This window comes from Synechococcus sp. MIT S9503 (assembly GCF_047304175.1).
GTDB lineage: Bacteria > Cyanobacteriota > Cyanobacteriia > PCC-6307 > Cyanobiaceae > Synechococcus_C.
The window spans coordinates 1,929,456-1,953,348 of sequence record NZ_CP138955.1; the positions used below are offsets into that span (position 1 = coordinate 1,929,456).

12 protein-coding genes are annotated in these 23,893 nt (G+C 55.7%); 7 read left to right on the plus strand and 5 right to left on the minus strand.

Annotated elements, in window-relative coordinates:
* Positions 1–67: 67 nt before the first annotated feature.
* The gene (locus tag SIB56_RS10795; RefSeq protein WP_413323942.1) at positions 68–595 is read left to right on the plus strand and encodes an NADPH-dependent FMN reductase; all 528 of its coding nucleotides are present in this window, start codon (positions 68–70) and stop codon (positions 593–595) included.
* A 134-nt stretch (positions 596–729) separates the two neighbouring features.
* Entirely contained in the window at positions 730–936 is a 207-nt protein-coding gene (locus SIB56_RS10800; protein ID WP_413323943.1) for a hypothetical protein, read from the plus strand.
* Between the two features lie 4 nt (positions 937–940).
* Here the strand turns inward: SIB56_RS10800 and SIB56_RS10805 are convergent, their stop codons facing one another.
* The 4 genes from SIB56_RS10805 to SIB56_RS10820 all read right to left on the minus strand — a co-directional run bounded on the left by SIB56_RS10805 (position 941) and on the right by SIB56_RS10820 (position 5,980).
* Positions 941–1,201: a hypothetical protein gene (locus SIB56_RS10805; RefSeq protein ID WP_413323944.1), complete on the minus strand. Its 261-nt coding sequence runs from the start codon at positions 1,199–1,201 to the stop codon at positions 941–943.
* Positions 1,202–1,298: 97 nt separating this feature from the next.
* The gene (gcvP, locus tag SIB56_RS10810) at positions 1,299–4,235 is read right to left on the minus strand and encodes an aminomethyl-transferring glycine dehydrogenase (RefSeq protein WP_413323945.1); all 2,937 of its coding nucleotides are present in this window, start codon (positions 4,233–4,235) and stop codon (positions 1,299–1,301) included.
* 57 nt (positions 4,236–4,292) lie between these two features.
* Entirely contained in the window at positions 4,293–4,682 is a 390-nt protein-coding gene (gene gcvH, locus SIB56_RS10815; protein ID WP_413323946.1) for a glycine cleavage system protein GcvH, read from the minus strand.
* A 20-nt stretch (positions 4,683–4,702) separates the two neighbouring features.
* Entirely contained in the window at positions 4,703–5,980 is a 1,278-nt protein-coding gene (locus tag SIB56_RS10820; RefSeq protein ID WP_413327318.1) for an aminotransferase class I/II-fold pyridoxal phosphate-dependent enzyme, read from the minus strand.
* Between the two features lie 210 nt (positions 5,981–6,190).
* Between SIB56_RS10820 and SIB56_RS10825 the strand changes: the two genes are divergently transcribed.
* Positions 6,191–7,054, plus strand: a complete 864-nt coding sequence (locus tag SIB56_RS10825) for an acyl-CoA desaturase (protein ID WP_413327321.1) — start codon at positions 6,191–6,193, stop codon at positions 7,052–7,054.
* Here the strand turns inward: SIB56_RS10825 and SIB56_RS10830 are convergent.
* The gene (locus SIB56_RS10830) at positions 7,042–7,767 is read right to left on the minus strand and encodes a hypothetical protein (RefSeq protein WP_413323947.1); all 726 of its coding nucleotides are present in this window, start codon (positions 7,765–7,767) and stop codon (positions 7,042–7,044) included. The two genes, SIB56_RS10825 and SIB56_RS10830, sit on opposite strands and share 13 nt — an antisense overlap.
* Positions 7,768–7,823: 56 nt before the next feature.
* On the opposite strand from SIB56_RS10830, the gene SIB56_RS10835 reads away from it, so the two are divergent.
* The 4 genes from SIB56_RS10835 to SIB56_RS10850 all read left to right on the plus strand — a co-directional run bounded on the left by SIB56_RS10835 (position 7,824) and on the right by SIB56_RS10850 (position 23,810).
* Positions 7,824–8,756: an acyl-CoA desaturase gene (locus SIB56_RS10835; RefSeq protein ID WP_413323948.1), complete on the plus strand. Its 933-nt coding sequence runs from the start codon at positions 7,824–7,826 to the stop codon at positions 8,754–8,756.
* Between the two features lie 42 nt (positions 8,757–8,798).
* Positions 8,799–9,257 carry a 50S ribosomal protein L9 gene (rplI, locus tag SIB56_RS10840; protein ID WP_413323949.1) on the plus strand — a complete coding sequence of 153 codons (459 nt, stop codon included), beginning with the start codon at positions 8,799–8,801 and terminating at the stop codon, positions 9,255–9,257.
* A gap of 75 nt (positions 9,258–9,332) precedes the next feature.
* Entirely contained in the window at positions 9,333–10,751 is a 1,419-nt protein-coding gene (gene dnaB / locus SIB56_RS10845) for a replicative DNA helicase (RefSeq protein WP_413323950.1), read from the plus strand.
* Between the two features lie 333 nt (positions 10,752–11,084).
* Positions 11,085–23,810: a cadherin domain-containing protein gene (locus SIB56_RS10850; RefSeq protein ID WP_413323951.1), complete on the plus strand. Its 12,726-nt coding sequence runs from the start codon at positions 11,085–11,087 to the stop codon at positions 23,808–23,810.
* The last annotated feature ends 83 nt before the right edge of the window (positions 23,811–23,893 follow it).

Sequence of the window (23,893 nt, forward strand, 5' to 3'; positions counted from 1 at the left end):
CGCGCCGTGACGCCAGCACTGGCTGCCGAAAGTCGTCACAATTCATTTTGTGCATGCACTGCTGATCATGAGCACGACGAACGATTCCGATGTGCTGGTGATCGCCGCCAGCAACGGCGAGAACCTCAAGCTGGCCCAGCGCTTCGTTGACCAGACGCGTGCACAGGGAAGAAGCGCGGATCTGCTCGATCTCACCACGCTTGAACTCCCTCTGTTCACACCGCGGGTGCAGGAAAAGGGGATGCCCGGGGAGGTTCCTGCGCTTCAGAAGCAACTGATGGACGCACCGCGCTGGGTGATCTGTGCACCGGAATACAACGGTTCGATCCCGCCGGTGCTGACCAATGCCATCGCCTGGCTGTCGGTCGAGGGCGATGACTTCCGAGCCCTTTTCAACGGACGACCGATCGCTATGGCCAGCTTCTCCGGCGGGGGCGGGATGGAGCTGTTGGTGTCACTGCGCATCCAGCTGACCCATCTCGGCGCTCAGGTGGTGGGTCGTCAGCTGCTCAGTAATTACGCAAAGCCAGCCAAAGACGACAGCATTGCCGATCTGATGCAACGTCTGCTGCAGATGACCCCACTCCAGCTTTGAGGAAATCGACCATCGATGGGATGGCCCACCGGTGAAGACGCTGAAACCAATTCGAAAGAGAATCAGGATTTCGTGCGCACACCACATCCATGGCTCTGAAATGACCTGGTCAACGCACCGACACCATTCCTCGAATGGGAATCATCCAGGACCCTCAGTACGCGGTTCGCTACCGCGGCTTTGTTCTGTTGCAGCAACAAAATCACAGCTGGCTGGTCAGGCCGGAACGCAGTCCGATGCGTCTTCTGCCGTTTCGCACACCCACCTGCTCGCTGGCGGACGTGAAAGCGCTCGTGGACTGGAGATTGGAAGAGGACGCAAGCCTGATTTCGGTCGCCTGAGAGATCAGGCGGCCTGAGGTGGTGGCGTTGGAGTTCCCTGGGACTGAATAGGAATCACCAGAGTGGCCCAGCGCTCCGGACGCTCGGGACGCTGGCGTCTGGCCTGACGGATTCCGAAAGGAACTCTGAGCACATTGGTGCCTTCAATCGTCAACGTGTGGCCACGACCGAGGGCTGCCTGAAGGCACTCAGGAATGTCGGGAAGCTGCAGAGAATCTGAGGTCTGCTCGGTCAATTCAGTTCGATGCTTGGTGTCGCGACTCATTGATTCCCTTTTTGCGACGGTGAATGCTGTGCAGTGTGATCAATGTTTCCATTGCACAATAAAAAATCGAATACTAATTTTCGATTTCGATGAAAATTTACTGCATCGGCTGAGAGGAAGCGAGTTCCTCCACGCTGGGGCAAGTGCAAATCAGATTGCGATCGCCGTAGGCGTTGTCGATCCTGGCCACAGCAGGCCAGAACTTGCTGTGTCGCTGATCGGGCAACGGGAATGCGGCCTGGTCCCTTGAATACGGTCGATCCCAGTGATCGGCGGTCACAGCGCTCAGGGTATGGGGGGCTCGGCGCAGGGGGTTGTTCTCACGATCGCTGGCATCGTTTTCAATCGCGGCCACCTCAGCGCGGATCGCGATCATGGCGTCGCAGAAGCGATCCAGTTCCTCAAGGCTCTCGCTTTCGGTCGGTTCCACCATCACAGTGCCGGCCACCGGCCAGCTCACCGTTGGAGCGTGGAAGCCGTAATCCATCAGGCGCTTTGCCAGGTCATCGACCTCAAGACCGGCACTGCGTCGCAGGTCGCGCAGATCAAGAATGCATTCATGGGCAACGAGCCCGCCCTCTCCGCGGAACAGAACCGGATAGTGAGAATCAAGCCGATGGGCCAGATAGTTCGCCGACAGCAAGGCCACGGCGGTGGCCTGGCGCAATCCCGCAGGGCCCATCAGGCGCAGGTACATCCAGCTGATCGGCAGGATTCCGGCACTGCCCAGAGGGGCCGCAGACACAGCCGAGATGGGCTGATCACCGCCGCAGGCCATCAAGGGGTGACCAGGCAGAAAAGGCAGCAGATGCTCACCCACGGCAATGGGACCCACTCCGGGGCCACCGCCGCCATGGGGGATGCAGAACGTTTTGTGCAGGTTGAGATGACAGACATCGGCACCGAAGGCACCAGGCCTGCAGACGCCGACCTGGGCGTTGAGATTGGCGCCATCGAGATACACCTGTCCGCCATGGTCATGAACGAGGCTGCAGATCTCACGGATGCGGGTCTCGAACACCCCATGGGTTGAGGGATAGGTGACCATCAACGCCGCCAGGGAATCGGCGTTCGCGGAGATCTTGCTGCGCAGATCCTCCACATCAACATTGCCCTGATCGTCACAAGCCACCGGCACAACTCGCATACCTGCCATCACAGCGCTGGCCGGATTGGTGCCGTGAGCGCTGGTGGGAATCAGGCAGACATCACGATGACTCTCACCGCGGGACCGATGCCAGGCACGAATCACCAGCAGACCCGCGAACTCACCCTGGGAACCGGCATTCGGCTGCAGCGACACACCGGCGAAGCCGGTGAGTTCGGCCAGCCAGCGTTCCAGGTCTTCGGCCATGCGGCGATTGCCCGCCAGCTGATCGGCAGGAGCGAAGGGATGAATGCCTCCGAACTCTCTCCAGCTCACCGGTACCAGCTCAGCAGCGGCATTGAGCTTCATGGTGCAGCTTCCCAGCGGGATCATTCCGTGCACGAGCGAGAGATCTTTGCTGACCAGTCGCTGGATGTAGCGAAGCAGCTCGGTTTCACTGCGATAACGGTGAAACACCGGTTGCTGCAGCCAGGGGCTGGAACGAAGCGGTAGACCGGCAAGTGCTTCGCCCTCATCGAAGGCCTCAGAACCCTCTGGCAGATCGCCGCCGGTGGCTTCAGCCACAAGTGCAAGCAACCGGCTCACCTCGTTACTATCGCTGAGCTCATCCAGGCTGATACCAAAGCCTTCGGCCTGTTGCATCGAGGCACCATCGGGCAGCAGACGCAGATTGAAACCGGCGAGAGCGGCCAGCTGATGTACCTGCGGCGCCTGCGGGCAGACCACATCGACGCTGTCGAAACGATGACCACTAGGCAGGGTGAATCCCAGCGAACGCAATCCCTGCTCCAGCTCACAGCGCAGACGAAGCAGGCGGCGGGCGATCGCTTCAAGACCTTCCGGACCGTGGTGAACGGCATAGAACGAAGCCATCACCGCCAGCAAAACCTGGGCGGTGCAGATGTTGCTGGTGGCCTTGTCACGGCGGATGTGTTGCTCGCGGGTCTGCAAGGCCAGACGCAACGCGAGATTGCCTTCGGCATCTCGGGACTGACCGACAATGCGTCCCGGCACCTGCCGGCGGTAGTCATCACGGGTAGCGAAGAAGGCCGCATGCGGACCACCGCCACCCATCGGAACTCCGAAACGCTGGGCGCTGCCCACGGCAATATCCGCACCGAGAGCGCCCATCGGCTCCAAAAGAACCTGAGCAAGTGGGTCAATAGCCACAGTCACAAGGGCTCCCTGTTCATGGGCCCTGGCAATGCAGGTTTTCGGATCCCAGATTCGGCCGCAGCGTCCCGGCAGCTGCAGCAGAACGCCGAAGACATCATCACCCCAGGCGAACTGATCCGGCTCGGCCACATCGATATGCACACCAATTGGCTGAGCTCTCGTGCGCAGTACCGCCAGGGTCTGGGGCAGCACGGCAGCATCCACCAGAAAACGGGTTGCATTGGCTCGCTTGCAGACGCCGAAGCTCATCGACATGGCTTCCGCTGCAGCGGTGGCTTCATCCAGAAGCGAGGCATTGGCGATCGGTAGGCCGGTCAGCTCGCTGATCAGGGTTTGAAAGTTGAGCAGTGCCTCCAGCCGTCCCTGGGCGATCTCCGCCTGATAAGGGGTGTAGGCGGTGTACCAGGACGGATTCTCCAACACCTGACGCTGAATCAGGGCGGGCGTGACCGTGCCGTGGTAGCCCAGACCGATCAGCGAGCGCATCATGCGGTTCAGGCCCGCTAGCTGACGCATCTCATCGAGGGCCTGTTGCTCACCAACTCCCTCGGGAAGCTTTTCCTGCGGGGGACTTGGGTCAAGGATGTCCTGAGGAACAACGGCCCGCAGAAAGCTCTCGAGATCGGAGAATCCAAGCTGATTGAGCATCAGCTGGTTGGCTGCGCTGCCTGGGCCGATGTGGCGCTTGGCAAACGGTGGCAGACACGGCACCGAAGTTGTTTGCACCACGCGCCGATCCAGCAGAGTCATGGTGCAGCTACAAGGGTTGCCGACTTTAGGCAACTTGACCCGACAGCCGATGTGATATCAGGACGCCGCCACCTTGGCGGAATAGGTGGCTGCATCCATCAACTGTTCGAGCTGGGTCACATCGCTGGGTCGGATCACGAGCAACCAGCCCTCACCATGGGGATCCTTCTGTAGCTCTTCAGGATTGGCCAGCAGAGCTTCATTGCGCTGAAGAACCTCGCCGCTCAGGGGGGCATACATCTCTTCAACGGCCTTCACCGACTCAACGGTGCCGAAACTGCTGCCACGGTTGAGATCAGTGCCGACCTCTGGGAGATCAACAAACACAATGTCACCGAGCTGATCCACGGCATAGGCACTCAGGCCGACGCGGATCAACTCGGCATCCTGCCAGGCGTATTCATGGCTATCGGCGTAGCGATATGAGGCTGGGAAGTCGAAGGCCATCGGGCCGCAACGAGCGTCTCTCAATCAGTGTGCGCCAGATTCAGATGTCCCGCCGCAGCCAGGGCCTCCAGTGCCTGAGTCAGCGCCAACTCGATGTGGGCGTGATGGGTCCCCCCCTGAACAAAGAGATTGAAAGGTTCGCGCAAGGGCGCATCAGCGGAGAACTCGCTGGTACTGCCGTCGATGAAGGTGCCGCCGGCCATCACCAGATCACTGGCATAACCAGGCATCGCCGCAGGCACGGGATCCAGGTAAGAGCCCACCGGCGAGCACGCCTGAAAAGCTCGGCAGATCAGCTTGAGAGCGTCAGGATCACCCAGTTGCACGGCCTGGATCAGATCACCGCGGGCCGCCCCGGCGACGGGCTGAACCGGAAAACCGAGATCGGCAAACACCCCGGCCACAAGATCAGCACCGATCAGTGCTTCAGCCACCATCTGCGGCGCCAGGAAAAGCCCCTGCAGTAAAAGGCGATTCAAATCAAATCCAGTTCCTCCCTCGCTGCCGATCCCCGGAGCGGTGAGACGGCAGCAGGCCTGTTCGACAAGATCGGCGCGTCCGGCGACATAACCACCGGCCGGAGCGATCGTTCCCCCCAGGTTTTTGATCAGCGAACCTGCGACCAGATCCGCACCCACCTCGGAAGGCTCCTGAGCCTCAACCAGCTCCCCGTAGCAGTTGTCCACAAAACAGACGCAATCGGGCTGCCGGTCGTGAATGCGTTCACAGAGGCGACCGATGATCTGAACACTCAGCGATGGACGCCAGCTGTAACCGCAGCTGCGCTGCATCAGAATCAAGCGGCGGGGGACATCCAGTGCCTGCTCCAGAGACTGCTCATCAACCTCCCCGGCAGCGGTGAGCTGCAGCTCGTCATAGACGACGCCGAAATCTCTGAGAGAGCCCTGCCCTTCCCCCCGCAGACCGATGACCTCCTCGAGTGTGTCGTAGGGACGTCCTGTGATGGAGAGCATGCAATCACCAGGCCGAAGCACACCGAACAGGGCTGCTGCAATGGCATGAGTCCCGCTGACGAACTGCAATCGCACGGCCGCCGCCTCAGCACCGAGCACGCGTGCGAACACGCGGTCGATCACCTCTCGCCCCTGGTCTCCGTGCCCGTAACCACTCACGGAGGCGAAATGCTGTGTGCCAACCCGCTCGGCCTCAAATGCCTTCAGAACCTTCTGCAACCGATTGGCCACAGCCGCGGTGCGCTGGCGAGCAAAAGGCTGCTGATGCTCACGCACAGCGTCGACCTTCTGGCGGGCAAATGCCCTGGCCTCACTGAGATCCATAGGTGTTGAACGAGTGCTGTTGCGATAGCGGTCTGATGCTTGTGCCATGGGAAACCGCGGAAAGCCTCCTGTTTTCTTTTACATTCACGTCTCCAACCAACTGTTTCTGTCGCCGGCTGTAGCCGTTCCGACCACAACAGAACTGGTTCAAGGAGAAACTTCTTGGTCACCACCACTCCGGCAGTCACCCGCTCCAACCGCGAATTGCGCATGCGCGCAGCGGTGATGGCACCTCGCCAGCGACTGCCCCGCAAACAGCGCAAGTTGAAGGGTGGAACCACATCCTTCATGTTGGCGATGCACGTGCTGGCCACCATTGCGCTGCTGCCACGCTTCTGGAGCTGGCAGGGAGCTGTGGCCTTCGGAATTCTCTACTGGGCCACGGTGCTCGGCGTGACCCTTGGCCTGCATCGACTCGTCGCTCACCGGAGTTTCGAAGTGCCCCGCTGGCTGGAACGAGTGCTGGTGATCATGGGCACGCTCGCCGCACAAAGCGGACCAATCGACTGGGTGGCCCTGCATCGTCACCACCACAAATTTTCCGATCAACCCAACGATCACCACGATGCAGGCAGGGGCCTGTGGTGGAGTCACAGCGAATGGATGCTTCACGAGATCCCTGCTCTTGAGCACAAGGAACGCTTCGGCGGTGATCTGCTGAAGGATCCTTTCTATGTGTGGCTGGATCGCTGGTTCCTGGTGCTGCAGATTCCGATCGGCCTGGCGCTCTACTGGTACGGCAATGCAGCTCAGGTGCACGGAGGCGGAGTAGGACTGGTGCTCTGGGCGATTCCTCTGCGTCTGGTGGTGGTGTACCACGTCACCTGGCTTGTGAATTCGGCCACACATGCTTTCGGATATCGCAACTTCGACTGTCCGGATCTTTCAAGAAACTGCTGGTGGGTGGCCGTCCTTTCCTTCGGAGAGGGTTGGCACAACAATCACCATGCCCATCCGGGCAGCGCCCGCCATGGACTGCGCTGGTTTGAATTCGACATCACCTGGATGCATATCCGGTTGCTGCAGAAGCTCGGCCTGACCCGTCGGGTCAGGCAGGCCCGTTATCCCGGCTGAGCCGCCGATCGCAACTCGGCCAGAAAAGCCTCAGCGCTCTGGCCTTTGCTGCCTTCAAGGGCCATGTGGGTGGCATGAAGATCAAGGAACTCTCCGTCGAGCTCTTCGGCGCTGTATTCCCTCAGGCCTGCCATCACTTCGGCAAAGCGATCTCGGCGCTGGTTCTTGGTGACCGGATAGGCCTCCATCACCTGATCACGACACTGACGCCAGGCTTGACCGCGGCAAAGGCTGTCGGCAATCGCTGCACTCAGGGAAGCGGCTTCAGCGGGATCAATCCGCCAGTCAAACCCAGGGGGCAAAGGGCCAAGACCCACGAAGATTTCCAGAAGCTCGCCGGCACCCAGAGGCTCTCCATCGCCAGCAAGAAGCGGTACGGCGCTCTCGCTCAACACCCGCAGCAGATCGGGGTGAACTTCCGCGAGCTGATCGCGAATGGAATCCAGGCCCTGGTGCAGCACAGCATTCGCCTGACCAAGGGCGAGAAAGACCTCCGGGCCTGGAGACGAAAGCTTGCCGTTACGCAGATTGGAGATCTGGGAGTTGTGCACGCGACCGAGATCCAGCGCATCGGCCAGAGCCGGCAGCACCTTGTGAGACCAGCCGTTGCGCTCATGCCAAACATGGATCAGATGGGCCATCGCCTGACGCCCTTCCTCAAGACGCTGGCGATAACCTTTGGCGACATGATCAGAACCACTTGTCTTGTCCATTCCTTGATACGTATCCGTATCACGTGTAGTGTGCAGAGATCAACCGGGATCAAGTCATGGCACCCAGCGCCGTAAAAACGCCATCGCCACCCAGTCGAAGAACAGTTTCGCATCGCGCTCCCACACTGGCAATCAAGCCCTACCAGCGCAGCAAGAGCCAGGAGCGCATCGCCCCCAAGACCGAAAAGAGCTGGTTGACGATCGGATTCATGATCGTGATTCACACCCTTGGCCTGGTGGCCCTGGCACCGGCCTTCTGGAGCTGGCAAGCCGTCACCAGCCTTCTGGTGCTGTATTGGGTCACCGCCTGCCTTGGCGTGACCATCGGCTATCACCGTCTGCTCTCACACCGCTCATTCAGGGTGCCGCTCTGGCTGGAGCATTTCTTTGCTACCTGCGGTGCCCTGAGCTGCCAGCACGGACCCATCGACTGGGCAGGACTGCACAGGCATCACCACAAGTATTCCGATACGGATGCGGATCACCACAACAGCAACAAAGGTTTCTGGTGGAGCCACATGGGCTGGATGTTTGATGCGATTCCGGCGATGCAGGAGGTACCCCGCATGACCGGTGATCTGGCCAAGGACCCTTACTACCGATGGCTGAACAACTGGTTCCTGGTTCTGCAGCTTCCTCTGGCAGGCCTTCTGTTCTGGATCGGCACAGCGACCGGTGCGGGCGGCTGGGCCCTGGTGCTCTGGGGCATTCCTCTGCGCCTGGTGCTGGTCTATCACGTGACCTGGCTGGTGAATTCCGCCACCCACTGCTGGGGCACCGTGGCCTACGAAAGCGGTGACGATTCCCGCAACAACAAATGGGTGGCTGCCGTCACCTTCGGCGAGGGCTGGCACAACAACCACCACGCCTTCCCACATTCAGCGCGTCATGGCCTGCAGCCTGGACAGATCGATCTCACCTGGGAGCACATCCGGCTGATGCGTGCCCTGGGCCTGGCCACCAAAGTGCGCCTGCCCGTGAAGTCGTAAAGTTGTCGATCGCTAATCAGACGTCGTCAGGATCCTTCTCCCATGGCCAAGCGCGTACAAGTGGTTCTGAATGAGGACGTTCTCAGCCTCGGCCGGGACGGAGATCTGGTGGAAGTTGCCCCTGGCTATGCCCGCAACTTCCTGCTGCCCTTCGGCAAAGCCGTGCCGGTGACCCCCGCTGTGATGAAGCAGGTGGAACATCGTCGCGCCAAGGAAGCCGAGCGCCAGGCCGCTCTCAAGGAGGAAGCCGTCGCCTTCCGCACCGCACTCGACACCATCGGTCGCTTCACGGTGAAGAAGCAGACCGGCGAAGACGACGTGCTGTTCGGCACCGTCACCAACGGTGATGTGGCTGAGGTGATCGAAGAGGCCACCAAGAAGGAAGTGGACCGTCGTGACATCACCGTGCCCGACATCCACCGGACGGGCCACTACAAGGTGCAGGTCAAGCTTCACAGCGAAGTGACCGCTGAAATCAACCTGGAAGTGGTCAGCTACTGAGCACAGAGCAAAAATGACTCTGATGTCACCGACAAGGTGCGTCAGAGTGGTTCTTCTTTCTGAGCTGCTGCCGCCATGGTGAGCGTTCCCTTGTCAGGGTCAGGTGGCGAGTCCACCGAAGGGGAACGCCGCGGCTTCGGCAAAGGTCGCAGGCGTGAAGAGCCCAGCTTCGAGGCCCTGCCCGATTCAATCCCACCGCAGAACCTGGAGGCGGAAGAGGCTGTATTGGGTGGCATCCTGCTCGACCCGGATGCCATCGGCCGGGTGGCCGACGTGCTGCAACCGGAAGCTTTTTATCTCAATGCCCATCGGGAGATCTTCCGCACAGCGCTGATGCTCCATAGCCAGGGCAAACCGACCGATCTCACAGCGATGACCGCCTGGCTGGCAGACACCGGTGCCCTGGACAAGGTGGGTGGAAGCAGCCGGCTGGTGGAGCTGGTCGAGCGCGTGGCCTCCACCGCTTCGATCGAACAGGTGGCCCGCTTGGTGATGGACAAATATCTGCGCAGGCAACTGATCCGCTCAGGCAACGAAGTGATCCAGCTGGGCTTTGATCAGGGCCTGCCGATGGAGCAGGTGCTCGACAAGGCCGAGCAAACCATCTTTGCCATCAGTCAGGAGAAGCCGTCTCAGGGTCTGACGCCCACCGCCGAAATCCTCACCAGCACCTTCAACGAGATTGAAAGCCGCTCACTGGGAACCTCAGTGGCGGGCATCCCGGTGAATTTCTACGACCTGGACGCCATGACCCAGGGCCTGCAGCGCAGTGACCTGATCATCGTGGCCGGGCGCCCGGCCATGGGCAAAACCTCGATCGTGCTCAACCTGGCCAAGAACGTGGCTCAGCTGCACGACATGCCGGTGTGTGTGTTCTCCCTGGAGATGAGCAAGGAACAGCTCACCTACAGATTGCTGTCGATGGAGGTGGGCATCGAGGCGGGCCGACTGCGCACAGGCCGACTCCAGCAGGAGGAATGGCCGCTGCTTGGCCAGGGCATCAACACCCTGGGCCAGCTGCCCATCTACATCGATGACAAACCCAACTCAGGGGTGCTGGAGATGCGTTCGCTCTGCAGGCGACTGATGGCCGAGCAGGGAAAGGAGCTCGGACTGATCGTGATCGACTACCTGCAGCTGATGGAAGGATCCAGCCCCGACAACCGGGTGCAGGAAATTTCAAGGATCACAAGGGCTCTCAAGGGCATGGCACGGGAACTGAACGTGCCCGTGATTGCCCTGTCGCAGCTCAGCCGTGGCGTGGAATCACGCACCAACAAACGACCGATGCTCAGCGACCTGCGCGAATCGGGCTCAATTGAGCAGGACGCCGATCTGGTGCTGATGATCTACCGCGATGAGTATTACAACCCCGAAACTCCCGACCGGGGCATCACCGAAGTGATCGTGACCAAGCACCGCAACGGACCGGTGGGCACCGTGAAGCTGCTGTTCGAGCCCCAATTCACCCGCTTCCGCAACCTGGCGGCCTAAAGCGATGTGGCTCAGTCGAATTCTGCTCCTGGGTGTTGGTTGGTCGTAGCTAGCCCACTTGCTGCTCAACCCAAAAGCCCATCGCAACTAGGTGGCACATTGGCTGAAGGCCTTGCGCTTAAGCACCCCTGGCTGCCATCCCGCCATCGTGTAAATCGTGCACTATTCGGACCACCGATCGTGTACTACAAGGATCAGCAGGCGAAGCTCTAACGAGAATCTCCCTTAAAATCAGTTTTGAAAGCCTTTAGAAAGAGCATCTTGATGGGCTTCTTTTGGCCTGAAACGAATTCTGGCCGAGCAACACCTCGCATGGACTAAGGGGGTGTAGCGGTGTCATTCACCCAACTCGGCCCCGACATCAATGGAGAAGCCGCTGATGACCGTAGCGGTCAGTCGGTCTCCCTCTCCAGCGACGGCAGCGTTCTTGCCATCGGAGCCAATGGCAACGACGCCAATGGCAGCGCCGCAGGTCACACGCGCGTCTACGACTGGAATGGCAATGCCTGGGTTCAACGCGGTAGCGACATCGATGGAGCAGGGTGGAATGACCAGACGGGCTCTGCCGTCTCCCTCTCCAGCGACGGCAACATTGTTGCCATCGGCGCTTGGGGCAATAGCAGTTATCGAGGTACCACGCGCATCTACCAGTGGAATGGCTCCAGCTGGATCAAACTCGGCAGCGACATCGATGGAGAAGCAACTGGTGACAACAGCGGCCACTACGACGGTGTCTCTCTATCAAATGACGGCACAACCGTTGCCATCAGTGCCTGGACGAATGACGGCAATGGCAGCAACGCAGGCCACGTTCGCATCTACCAGTGGAATGGCTCCAGCTGGAACAAACTCGGCAGCGACCTTGATGGAGAAGCCGCCAACGACTATTTCGGGACCGGCGTCTCAATCTCCGGTGACGGCACCACGGTTGCTGCTGGTGCCCCTTACAACGACGGCAATGGCAACAACTCAGGCCATACGCGCATCTACCGGTGGAATGGCACCGTCTGGAGCCCACTAGGCAATGTCATCGTTGGAGAAGCTGCTGATGACCACAGCGGCTCGTCCACCTCACTCTCCACAGACGGAAACATTGTCGCTATCGGAGCTCGCTACAACGATGGCGTGGACGCTGGCGGCCCTTGGCCAAGGGCTGGCGAGAAAAAAGGCCATACCCGTATCTACCAATGGGATGGCACCAGCTGGAACAAACTCGGCAGTGACATCGATGGAGAAGCTGCAGAAGATCGCAGCGGCCAGAAAGTCTCACTCTCCGGTGACGGCACCATTGTGGCCATCGGTGCACATGGCAACGACGACAATGGCAGCAGCTCAGGCCACGTACGCCTCTACCAATGGGATGGCAGCGCCTGGACGAAAATTGGTAGTGACATTGATGGAGAAGCAGCTGGTGACAACAGCGGCCGCTACAACGTCTCTCTGTCCAGTGACGGCACAACCGTTGCCATCGGTGCCCACCTGAATGACGGGAATGGAACTGATTCCGGTCACGTAAGAATCTTTGAGACAGGCCTCGGCGATAGCACTGCTCCCACCCTCTCGTCGGCTGCAACCAACAGCGACGGCACCAAAGTTGTGCTCACCTACAACGAGGCGCTGTCATCAACAACGGCAGCAACCTCGGCCTTTGCCGTCACCACGGATGGTGCCGCCAATGCCATCACCGCTGTAGCCATCTCGGGCTCCACCGTTGAGCTCACGCTCACCAACACCATCAAAAACGATCAGGCCGTCACCGTTGCCTATACCGATCCATCCGGATCCAATGACAGCAATGCCGTTCAAGACAGCCAAGGCAATGACGCCGCAGATCTGAGCAGCACCTCGGTCACCAACAACTCCACCGTTGCTGGCACCGCTCCCACCTTCTCGTCGGCTGCAACAAACACCGACGGCACCAAGGTCATCCTCACCTACAGCGAGGCGCTCTCTGCCACCACCGCAGCGGCTTCTGCCTTCACGGTCACCTCAGGTGGTGTTGCCAATGCCGTCACCGCCGTAGCCATCTCGGGCTCCACCGTTGAGCTGACAGTCACCAGGCCCATTCCGAGCTGGCACGCACTCACAGTTGCCTACGCCGATCCATCCAATGGCAACGACGACAATGCCATTCAAGACAGTCAAGGCAATGACGCGGTAACCCTGGGCAGCACCTCGGTCACCAACAACTCATCAGTTCAATTTGTTCAGCTTGGCCCCGACTTCGATGGAGAAGCGGCTGGTGATCTAAGCGGAAATGAAACAGGCGTCTCCTTATCAGCAGACGGCAGCATCATTGCCATCGGTGCACCTCTCAACGATGGCAATGGAGATAAATCAGGCCATGTACGAATCTTCCAGTGGAATGGCACCGCCTGGAACCAACTCGGCAATGACATTGATGGAGAAGTTGCCGGTGACAAGACAGCCGCCAACCGCCTTTCCAGTGATGGCATGGTCATTGCCATTGGGGCTCTACGCAATGACGGCAACGGTACCGATGCCGGCCACGTACGCGTCTTTGCATGGAATGGCACGGCCTGGGTTCAACGCGGCGAAGACATCGATGGTGAAAACGCAACTGACGTCAGTGGCAGGACCGTCTCCATCTCCAGCGACGGCAACACTGTCGCCAGGGGCGCAGCTGGCAACTCTGACAACGGCAATGATGCCGGCCAAATCCGCGTCTTCGACTGGAATGGCACGGCCTGGGTTCAACGCGGCAACGACATCGATGGAGAGGCCGCAGGCGACTGGTTCGGAGAGACGATGTCGCTCTCCGGTGACGGCACCACAGTTGCCGGTGGTGCTCTTTTCAATGACGGCAATGGAACGAACTCAGGCCATACACGCATCTACCGATGGAATGGCACCGCCTGGAACAAACTTGGCAGTGACATTGATGGAGAGGCTGCACATGACCATAGCGGCAAATGCGTCTCCCTCTCCAGCGACGGCAACGTTGTTGCCATTGGCGCTTATTACAACGATGGCAATGGCGAGAAATCTGGTCACACGCGCATCTTCCAGTGGAATGGCACCAGCTGGAACAAACTCGGCAGTGACATCGATGGAGAAGCCCTAGAAGATCGCAGCGGCCAAAGCATCTCCCTCTCCGGCGACGGAACCCTTGTTGCCATCGGTGCCCCAAGCAACGACGGCAACGGCAATAAATCAGGCCATACACGCCTCTACCAATGGGATGGCAATGACTGGGTGCAAGTCGGCTCAGACATTGATGGAGAAGCAGCTGACGATCAAAGCGGCTGGGCGGTGTCTCTTTCCAGTGACGGCAGCACTGTTGCCATCGGCACGAAGTACAACGACGGGAATGGGAATGATTCAGGCCATGTGCGGGTGTTTGCAGTCGCTGACGTCACCGCTCCCACCTTCTCGTCGGCTGCAACCAACAGCGACGGCACCAAAGTTGTGCTCACCTACAACGAGGCGCTGTCATCAACAACGGCAGCAACCTCGGCCTTTGCCGTCACCACGGATGGTGCCGCCAATGCCGTCACCGCTGTAGCCATCTCGGGCTCCACCGTTGAGCTCACGCTCACCAACACCATCAAAAACGATCAGGCCGTCACCGTTGCCTATACCGATCCATCCGGATCCAATGACAGCAATGCCGTTCAAGACAGCCAAGGCAATGACGCCGCAGATCTGAGCAGCACCTCGGTCACCAACAACTCCACCATTGCTGGCACCGCTCCCACCTTCTCGTCGGCTGCAACCAACACCGACGGCACCAAGGTCATCCTCACCTACAGCGAGGCGCTCTCTGCCACCACCGCAGCGGCTTCTGCCTTCACGGTCACCTCAGGTGGTGTTGCCAATGCCGTCACCGCCGTAGCCATCTCGGGCTCCACCGTAGAGCTCACGCTCACCAACACCGTCGAAAACGATCAGGCGGTCACCGTTGCTTACGCCACTCCACACACGAGATCCAACAACAGCAATGCCATCCAAGACAACCAGGGCAATGAAGCCGCAGATCTGAGCAACACCTCCGTCACCAACAACTCGACAGTGGAAGGCAGGGCCTTTGAAGAAGCTGGTAATCAAAGCAACCTGAAAGGCGACACCACAGATGATTGGTATGGCACTGCAGTCAGCCTTTCAAAAGATGGCAGCACAATGGCTGTTGGCGTACCGCAAGCAGACGGAGGAGGAACATATAGAGGGCAAATTCGTATTTATCAACGAAATGGAGAAAATTGGAATCTCATTGACACGATTAACGGTACAGCGAGTCAAGATCGATATGGCCATGCCGTGGCCCTGTCAGCCGACGGAACGATTCTTGCAATAGGAGCCAGTCATTTTGATAACGGAAGCAAAACAAATGCTGGACACATCCGCACATTCCAATATGACGGCACAAGCTATACAGAATACGCCAGCAACCATGAAATCAAAGGGGGCACTAAAGGTGAGGCTTTTGGCAAATCGGTTGCATTATCAGCCGACGGCAAAGTACTAGTCGCGGGGGCATCTGATTATGATTTCAGTTCAAAGAAGGATGTTGGACTTGTCAGAATCTTCCGCCTCAATGACTCAAACAAATGGGTCCAGGAGAAATGGGTCCGTGGCGATACAGCCTCTGGCTATGTTGGTGCAGCCGTCGACATCTCAGCAGATGGCGACACGGTAGCTTTCGGAGGTTATGGAAATACTGGAAATGATAAAGAGGATGGGCGCATTTATCTATATCGCTACAACAGCAGCCAAAAGAAATGGCTCAAACATGGTCGCGGTATTGATGGAATAGCTGATTATGATCGGCGAGGATTTTCAATCTCCATCTCAGCCGACGGCACAGTTTTAGCGGCTGGATCACCACAAAATGACGACGCCGGAAGCAATAAAGGCCGGGTTGATATTTATGAGATTCAAGAAGGAGGAGGCCTGCAACCTCTTGGCTTGCCCATCTATGGAGAAGCCAATGACGACCAATCAGGCATTGCCGTAAGCCTTTCTGACAATGGCAATCGAGTTGCCATTGCAGCTCATCTCAATGATGGTGGCGGCAATAATTCAGGCCATGTCCGGCTCTACGAGTTCATTGATGGCTCATGGCAGCAACAGGGCATTGATCTTGATGGAACAACCCAACAAAGTTTTCGAAACAACGAAGATACAGCGATCAGTCTGTCGGGGGATGGCACCCATCTCGCCATTGGTTCGCCAGCATCCAACGACTCAGCTCCAAGCGTCGAAGGGACGGTTCGTGTCCTCAAGTTCCATGACAGCGTCGCGCCCAGCCTGAGCTCCATTCAAACCTCAATTGATGGCGAGCAGATCATTGTCAAATTCAGCGAAAACCTTTCAGCAGATCTACCAAGCAGCAGCCAATTCAGCGTTGCAGTTAATGGAACAGCCATAGCAATCACGGGAATTAAGGCCAATGGCCCAACAATTGAACTGACTCTTAATCAAGCGATTACGAGCAGCGATACCAACATTCAAGTCAGTTACACCGATGCATCAGGCGGTGATGATAGTGCTGCAGCCCAGGATTTCAGCGGCAATGACGCGAGCTCATTTAGCAATCACTCGGTCACCAATCTCTCCATCATTGGCCTGAGCAGCCGATTCTTAGTTGATAAAGACAGGAATAAATTTGCTGAGTATGGATACGCAAAAGTTGGGCCTGCTTTTACACAGATTGACCTCAATCTTGCGGGAGGCTTCTCATCGCCTCTGGTCTTCAGCAATGTGGTCAGCCGCAATGAGCAAGACCCTGTTGCAACAAGACTGAATGCTGTCACCAAAAGCTCCTTCCAAGTACAACTCGACGAACCAAAGTACTACGGAACCTCCCAAGGAAAGAGTTTTCACACAGATGAAATCATCAGCTACTTAGTGATCGAAGAAGGCAAACATGAACTCGCCGATGGGAAGATCTTTCTAGCGAAATCAGAAGGCCAAACGAGGCATCCCAGTAACCCCTCAACGAAATCAAACACCTGGTCGAGCACGATCCCATTTACTGGTGCAAATTTCAGTGATATTCCCGTTCTCTTTGGTCAGTCACAAACACATAGCGGTTCAGATTTCATCACCACACGAACCAAAAATGTCAGTTCAACAGGGTTTCAATACAGCTTCCAAGAGGCAGAAAATAAAGGCGCACACCCTGCCAAGGAAATCTTTGCCTGGATGGCCTATTCGGGCGGCAACAGCAATAGTGGTGGCATTGAACTTGAAGGACAAGCACTAGACAAAGTCTTTACCCACACGCCCAAACAGCAATCATTCCTCAACACCTATACATCAACTCCCTTCCTACTCGCCGGACTACGCACATTTGAAGGCTCAGATCCAGCCTTTAGCCGCGTTCATGATCTCAACACCAGCACCTTCAGCGTTGGCATTCAAGAAGACACTTCAAGCGACGGCGAGGTAGCGCATAGCGAAGAGAGCATCCATTACTTAGCCATTGGCACCAGCACTCCAGCAAGCATCCAGTCAGCAACCAAGAGCTTTGCTGAAAATACAGATACAACATCTCAGGTCACAGTCATTGACCTGCAGGACTCCAACACGCTGAAGGACGAAAGTCCGGATGGTGAATCAATTACCTACAGCATTCAGTCAGGAGGCACGGGGTTATTTGCCATCAATCCCAGTACCGGTGCCATCACCATCAAAGCTGGCGCCACCCTTGATCATGAAGTCACAACCAGCCACCAACTCACCATCCTTGCCCAAGCCGGGACGACATCAACCGAAGCCATTATCACGGTCAATATCACCAACGAAAATGACCATCATGTCGTCTTAATCGATAACAATAGCAGTCAAAACACAGTCGTAGAAAATTCCTCTATTGGAGCCACCGTCGGAGTCACAGCCTTAGGTTCTGATGCCGATCGCGGCGCAACGATCAGTTCCTATTCACTAACCGATGATGCCGGCGGCCTTTTTGCCATTCACTCCGCAACAGGCGTTGTCACCGTCAACGGTGCGATCGACTACGAAAGCAAGCAATCACAAACAATCACAGTCAGAGCAACGTCCTCCGATGGTTCTGCAACAACCCAAGACATCACGATTGCGGTCACTGATGTTGATGACAACACCCTCTCACTTGCCGACAGCAATTCAGCCACCAACACCATTGCTGAAAATGCCACAGCTGGTGATGGCGTTGGCGTTACCGCTCTTGGCACCGATGCCGACCACGGCACCTCCATCGCCTACGACTTCACCTCTAATCCCAGCGACCTCTTTGCCATCCACGCCACAACCGGCGTCATCACCCTGAACGGCGCGCTCGATTACGAGACCGCCCAGACCCACACCGTTACCGTTCGCGCTACTTCCACCGACTCCAACGGCGACACATCAACCACCAGCAAAGACATCACCATTGCGGTCACTGATGTTGATGAATTCAATCCGACACTGAGTGATGGAGATGCAACAACCAACACGATTGCAGAAAATGCAACAGCCGGCACCACCGTCGGTATCACCGCTCTTGGCACCGATGCCGACCACGGCACCTCCATCGACTACGACTTCACCTCTAATCCCAGCGACCTCTTTGCCATCCACGCCACAACCGGCGTCATCACCCTGAACGGCGCGCTCGATTACGAGACCGCCCAGTCCCACACCGTCAAAGTTCGCGCTACTTCCACCGACTCCAACGGCGACTCATCAACCACCAGCAAAACACTCTCCATTGCGGTCAGTGATGTCAACGACATCAGCCCAGTCATTCATGATCAAATCATCACCGTCAAAGAAAACTTTGCCGCTGCCACAGTATTTTTAGACATCAATGATAGCAGCCAAGACGATGATATTGACGCCGAAAATAATGACCTCAGCTATGCGATTCAAGGCGGCAATAATAGCGGCCTATTCCAAATTAGTGCAGATACAGGTGAGCTATCAATCGTCAGTGGCAATTCACTCAATTACGTCGAAGGAGGAACCAACCAATACGACCTTGTAGTTCAAGCCAGTGATGGCGAACTAAGCGACACAGCTAACATCACCATCAAGGTTGGCAACATTGACACTAGCGCCCCTGACATTGCAGATACCTCCAAGAGCGTCTCAGAAAACATCAACTCTGGCTCAGAAGTAATCGATATCAACGATGAGCGATCTGGCCAAGACCAAGACAATGATGGCGATGCAATCACCTACACCTTCACAAGTGATGGAAACCCAGGAAACCTATTTGCGATTCACTCCGCAACTGGACAGATCACGCTCGCTGCTGGCCAAGCGTTGGACTATGAGAATGCCAATCATCGGGTGATCCGATTAGTCGTCCAGGCAAGTGATAGCAATAAAACTGATCAAGCCACGATCACCATCAATGTCACCGACGTTGATGACAACACCCTCTCACTTGCCGACAGCAATTCAGCCACCAACACCATTGCTGAAAATGCCACAGCTGGTGATGGCGTTGGCGTTACCGCTCTTGGCACCGATGCCGACCACGGCACCTCCATCGCCTACGACTTCACCTCTAATCCCAGCGACCTCTTTGCCATCCACGCCACAACCGGCGTCATCACCCTGAACGGCGCGCTCGATTACGAGACCGCCCAGACCCACACCGTTACCGTTCGCGCTACTTCCACCGACTCCAACGGCGGCACATCAACCACCAGCAAAGACATCACCATTGCGGTCACTGATGTTGATGACAACACCCTCTCACTTGCTGACAGCAATTCAGCCACCAACACCATTGCTGAAAATGCCACAGCTGGTGATGGCGTTGGCATCACCGCTCTTGGCACCGATGCCGACCACGGCACCTCCATCGCCTACGACTTCACCTCTAATCCCAGCGACCTCTTTGCCATCCACGCCACAACCGGCGTCATCACCCTGAACGGCGCGCTCGATTACGAGACCGCCCAGACCCACACCGTTACCGTTCGCGCTACTTCCACCGACTCCAACGGCGACACATCAACCACCAGCAAAGACATCACCATTGCGGTCACTGATGTTGATGACAACACCCTCTCACTTGCCGACAGCAATTCAGCCACCAACACCATTGCTGAAAATGCCACAGCTGGTGATGGCGTTGGCGTTACCGCTCTTGGCACCGATGCCGACCACGGCACCTCCATCGCCTACGACTTCACCTCTAATCCCAGCGACCTCTTTGCCATCCACGCCACAACCGGCGTCATCACCCTGAACGGCGCGCTCGATTACGAGACCGCCCAGACCCACACCGTTACCGTTCGCGCTACTTCCACCGACTCCAACGGCGACACATCAACCACCAGCAAAGACATCACCATTGCGGTCACTGATGTTGATGAATTCAATCCGACACTGAGTGATGGAGATGCAACAACCAACACGATTGCAGAAAATGCAACAGCCGGCACCACCGTCGGCATCACAGCAAATGGCAGCGATGGGGATGCCGGAACAAGCTTCTCCTATGCCTTTGCCAGTGATGGCAACCCGGGCGTGTTGTTCGGCCTGAACGCAACAACAGGTGTAGTCACTCTTGCTGGAAGTCTGGACTACGAGACATCGACTAGCCATCTGATCAAAGTCGTTGGCACCTCCTTTGACACCAACGGCGGAACACAAACCACAGAGAAAACCTTCCAAATCGACGTCGGTAATGTCAACGACAATGATCCGGTCCTGGCTCCGCAAAGAATTGACGTTCTTGATTCAGTCGTTGCTGGCGCAGAACTCATCGACCTCAGCGATGACAACACGGCTCAGGACACCGACCTCGATGGTGAGTCGATCCAATACTCCATCACATCAGGCAACGAAAGCGGCCTCTTTGCCATCAATGAGACTACAGGCAAGCTTTTTCTAGCCACAGGCAAGTCACTTGACTATGACAAATCAGATCAACATGTCCTAGACATCACAGCTACAGATAGCGGCGACAGAACAGGGACAGCACAAATCACAATTGATGTTCAGGACTCCAACACAGCGCCAGTTGCCGTTGATGATGCCATCACGCTCAATGAAGACAGCAATATTAATGTTACTAAAGCCGATGGCATCATCAACAGCAATGACAGCGACGCAGAGGGTAACTCACTCACAGTTCACAAGTTTTACCTGGGCGAGAGCAGCGAGAACACACCAATTCAAGGAATTCTAGGGCAAGCCATCAATGGAGCGTATGGATTACTTACACTCAATACAGACGGATCCTATCAATATGCAGCAGATAACGCCAACGCGCTCGGATCTGGAGAAACAGCTATAGATTCATTCCATTATATTTTAACTGACAGCAAGCTGACGCATACAGCTGACATTAAGTTCACAATTAATGGCATCAATGACGCTCCTCATATTGTTGATGCTACCAAGAAAAAGAAATACACCGAGAAGCAAGGCGAGGTTACCGTGATTGACGGCAGCCTAGACATCATTGACCCCGATGATACAGATATTGAAAGTGCCACTATCAAATTCAACGCACTTACTTACCAACCCTTAGAGGACGTACTCGACTTCACAAGTATCTCTGGGATCACCGGTAATTGGGATCAACCAACAGGAACTCTTTCATTAACAGGCACTGCATCCATCTCCGATTACATCGAAGCACTCGAGTCGGTAACTTATGAAAATTTAGATAATATTGACCCGGTCCTTGGCGAACGCGAGATCGAATGGCAAGTCAACGACGGTGACGCTAACTCAATTGCAATCACCTCAATAGTGGACGTAGGTGGCATCAATGATGCTCCTGAATGTGAAGATGAGAATGTCCTAATTGATGCAGGATCCACCATCTCGACAGCGACGGAGGACAATCTCTTAGCTAATGACTTAGGTCCGGAAGCAGGAGAATCACTAACCATTCAGCAATTCCGCCTAGGCACAGAACAGCAAAACAATGTGGAATTTCAGCCAGGGCAAGCCCTTACCGGTGAATTCGGAACGATGACCATCGAATCTGATGGTTCTTTCCTCTACGTTGCAGATCAAATAGCTTCCAAAAGACTGCTCACTGGTGAAACCCGCACCGAGACATTTACCTACACAGTTTCTGACTCTAAAGATACCGATACAGCTGAGATCGTCATCAGTATTACCGGTATCAATGACACGCCAGTTGCAACCAATGACGTCTTTGAAGTCGAGGAAGATAGCTCTAAGTCCAGGCCTGTTGTTCAAGGCTTAATAGCCAACGATTCTGATGCTGATGGGGATTCTCTCTCAATCTCAACAGTCCGGACGGGCGCTGAGATACTTGGACAGCTGTTGAACTCCAACACAATCAGCAGAAATGCAACAGGAAACTTTGGAACAATTGAAATCAATTTAGACGGTTCTTACCGCTACTCCGCCAATGAAGCAGCCGCAGATGCATTAGATCCTGGTGATCGAGAAACTGATTTGTTTACCTATACACTTAGCGATGGTGAAAATACTGATACAGCGGAAATCGAAATACAAGTCATTGGGGTCAATGATGCCCCAGTGCTTTATGAAATTACTGCAGGAATCGTCACTGACAAAATTAACTCTACAAAGGTAAGCACAAGCAACCTCACAGGCAAACTCACAGCGAATGATCCAGATGCTTCGGCATCACTAACATTTGGGATTGGGTCTTTTGTTACTTCTTCAAGCAATATCCAGACATACTCAACAAGCTCATTCCAAGGAAACTACGGCGTACTGAACCTCAACACATCAACAGGAGATTACAGCTATTCGCCAGATATCATGGCCGTCGACAAACTGACAGCAGGCGAAAATGCAACTGAATCATTTGAAATTTTTGTCAGCGATGGTCTCCTAAGGTCAAGTCAATATTTTGATATCGCAATTACAGGTGCAGCAGACCTCTCATACTCTTCTGGAAATAAGTCCATTGGTAAGGACACCACAGGAGATAACGATGATGGAGGTGATTCTGCTCGAAAGGGCTTCACCAGCAGCTCTTCAAGCAGCCCCACAAGCAGCTCAACAAGCAGCTCAACAAGCAGCTCAACAAGCAGCTCAACAAGCATTTCTTCTGACGCTTCATCAGATAGCAGCACAACAAATGATGCTTTCATCGACACTTTGATTGGCGCTTTAATTAACGATCAGACTTCGACAACAAACAATTTCTCGAACTTCCTGACATCAGCTGACTCATTTCTGATTGCCTCCAATGACCTCAGCATGCTCAAGTTCCAATCGTCGGATCCGGAGTTCTTAAATGCAGAAGAAGGTGGTGGAGGTGCGGGCAGCTTGCAACCCTCAAATTGGGGGCAACTGACGTCTTTTGACCTGAATAATGGCGTCCGCATCATGCTCCCCAAATTTTGCCTAACCGATTGGGATGATCATGTTCCGAATCACAGAACCGGTGAGATCCCAATTTTCATCTCCCTTTTGAAACAGCCTGCTCAGGATGCAACTGTAGAACTAACAGTTGAAACCTTACAGGCCAAACTTTCGACCAACATTCTTCATTTCACTTCCGAAGACTGGGATCAACCCCAAATTGTATGGGCCAATCCTAATGACAGTGAATCAGGAGAAGCCATCTCCAATTTAGAAATTGCGGCAAGCCTGCAAATCGGCGGCCCCTCAGCCAAAACAAAAACGGAAATCTTTTCCATCAGTCTCCCAGAGAGCAATGAATTAGCTATCGGAAGTTGCGCGCAGGAATCAGACAACACCAGTCAGCCAAATTCTGAACGTCCAAACATTGATCTGGAACTTAGTACTGTGAGAGAAGAAGAGTCTCCTGCTTTTCTACTGCTCAGAACCGCACTTTTGCCATTGATTTTGTTATCCAAAATGGCGATGCACAGCATTCATCAGATCAAAAGCAATCATACAAACAAGCCGAATGAACCTCAGAGCGACAATCAGCCATCAAACGAAAGCTCATCGACAACAACATTGCCAAAAGAATCCAACCGGATTGATGTCAGCTTTGAGGGGATTGAGCTCATACCTCAAAGCATCGATCCCAACTCAAGCTCCGAGAACATTCCAACCCTGTCGATGACACCATCGATCTCCAGCCTCAGTGGACCACTACCAGACAGCACTGTTGATCTGTGGTGAAGACGTTTCAGTCAAACGCTTGTCAACAGCTGTCAGCGAGTGACTGGGTCCAGACAGAGGCTCCTCACCTCAACCGAGCTGCA

What these genes read in the sequence shown, in the direction of transcription:
- SIB56_RS10795 (WP_413323942.1), top strand. Translation starts at nt 68, where the DNA reads ATGAGCACGACGAACGATTCCGATGTGCTGGTGATCGCCGCCAGCAAC.
- SIB56_RS10800 (WP_413323943.1), top strand. Translation starts at nt 730, where the DNA reads ATGGGAATCATCCAGGACCCTCAGTACGCGGTTCGCTACCGCGGCTTT.
- SIB56_RS10805 (WP_413323944.1), bottom strand. Translation starts at nt 1,201, where the DNA reads ATGAGTCGCGACACCAAGCATCGAACTGAATTGACCGAGCAGACCTCA.
- gcvP (WP_413323945.1), bottom strand. Translation starts at nt 4,235, where the DNA reads ATGACTCTGCTGGATCGGCGCGTGGTGCAAACAACTTCGGTGCCGTGT.
- gcvH (WP_413323946.1), bottom strand. Translation starts at nt 4,682, where the DNA reads ATGGCCTTCGACTTCCCAGCCTCATATCGCTACGCCGATAGCCATGAA.
- SIB56_RS10820 (WP_413327318.1), bottom strand. Translation starts at nt 5,980, where the DNA reads ATGGATCTCAGTGAGGCCAGGGCATTTGCCCGCCAGAAGGTCGACGCT.
- SIB56_RS10825 (WP_413327321.1), top strand. Translation starts at nt 6,191, where the DNA reads ATGCGCGCAGCGGTGATGGCACCTCGCCAGCGACTGCCCCGCAAACAG.
- SIB56_RS10830 (WP_413323947.1), bottom strand. Translation starts at nt 7,767, where the DNA reads ATGGACAAGACAAGTGGTTCTGATCATGTCGCCAAAGGTTATCGCCAG.
- SIB56_RS10835 (WP_413323948.1), top strand. Translation starts at nt 7,824, where the DNA reads ATGGCACCCAGCGCCGTAAAAACGCCATCGCCACCCAGTCGAAGAACA.
- rplI (WP_413323949.1), top strand. Translation starts at nt 8,799, where the DNA reads ATGGCCAAGCGCGTACAAGTGGTTCTGAATGAGGACGTTCTCAGCCTC.
- dnaB (WP_413323950.1), top strand. Translation starts at nt 9,333, where the DNA reads ATGGTGAGCGTTCCCTTGTCAGGGTCAGGTGGCGAGTCCACCGAAGGG.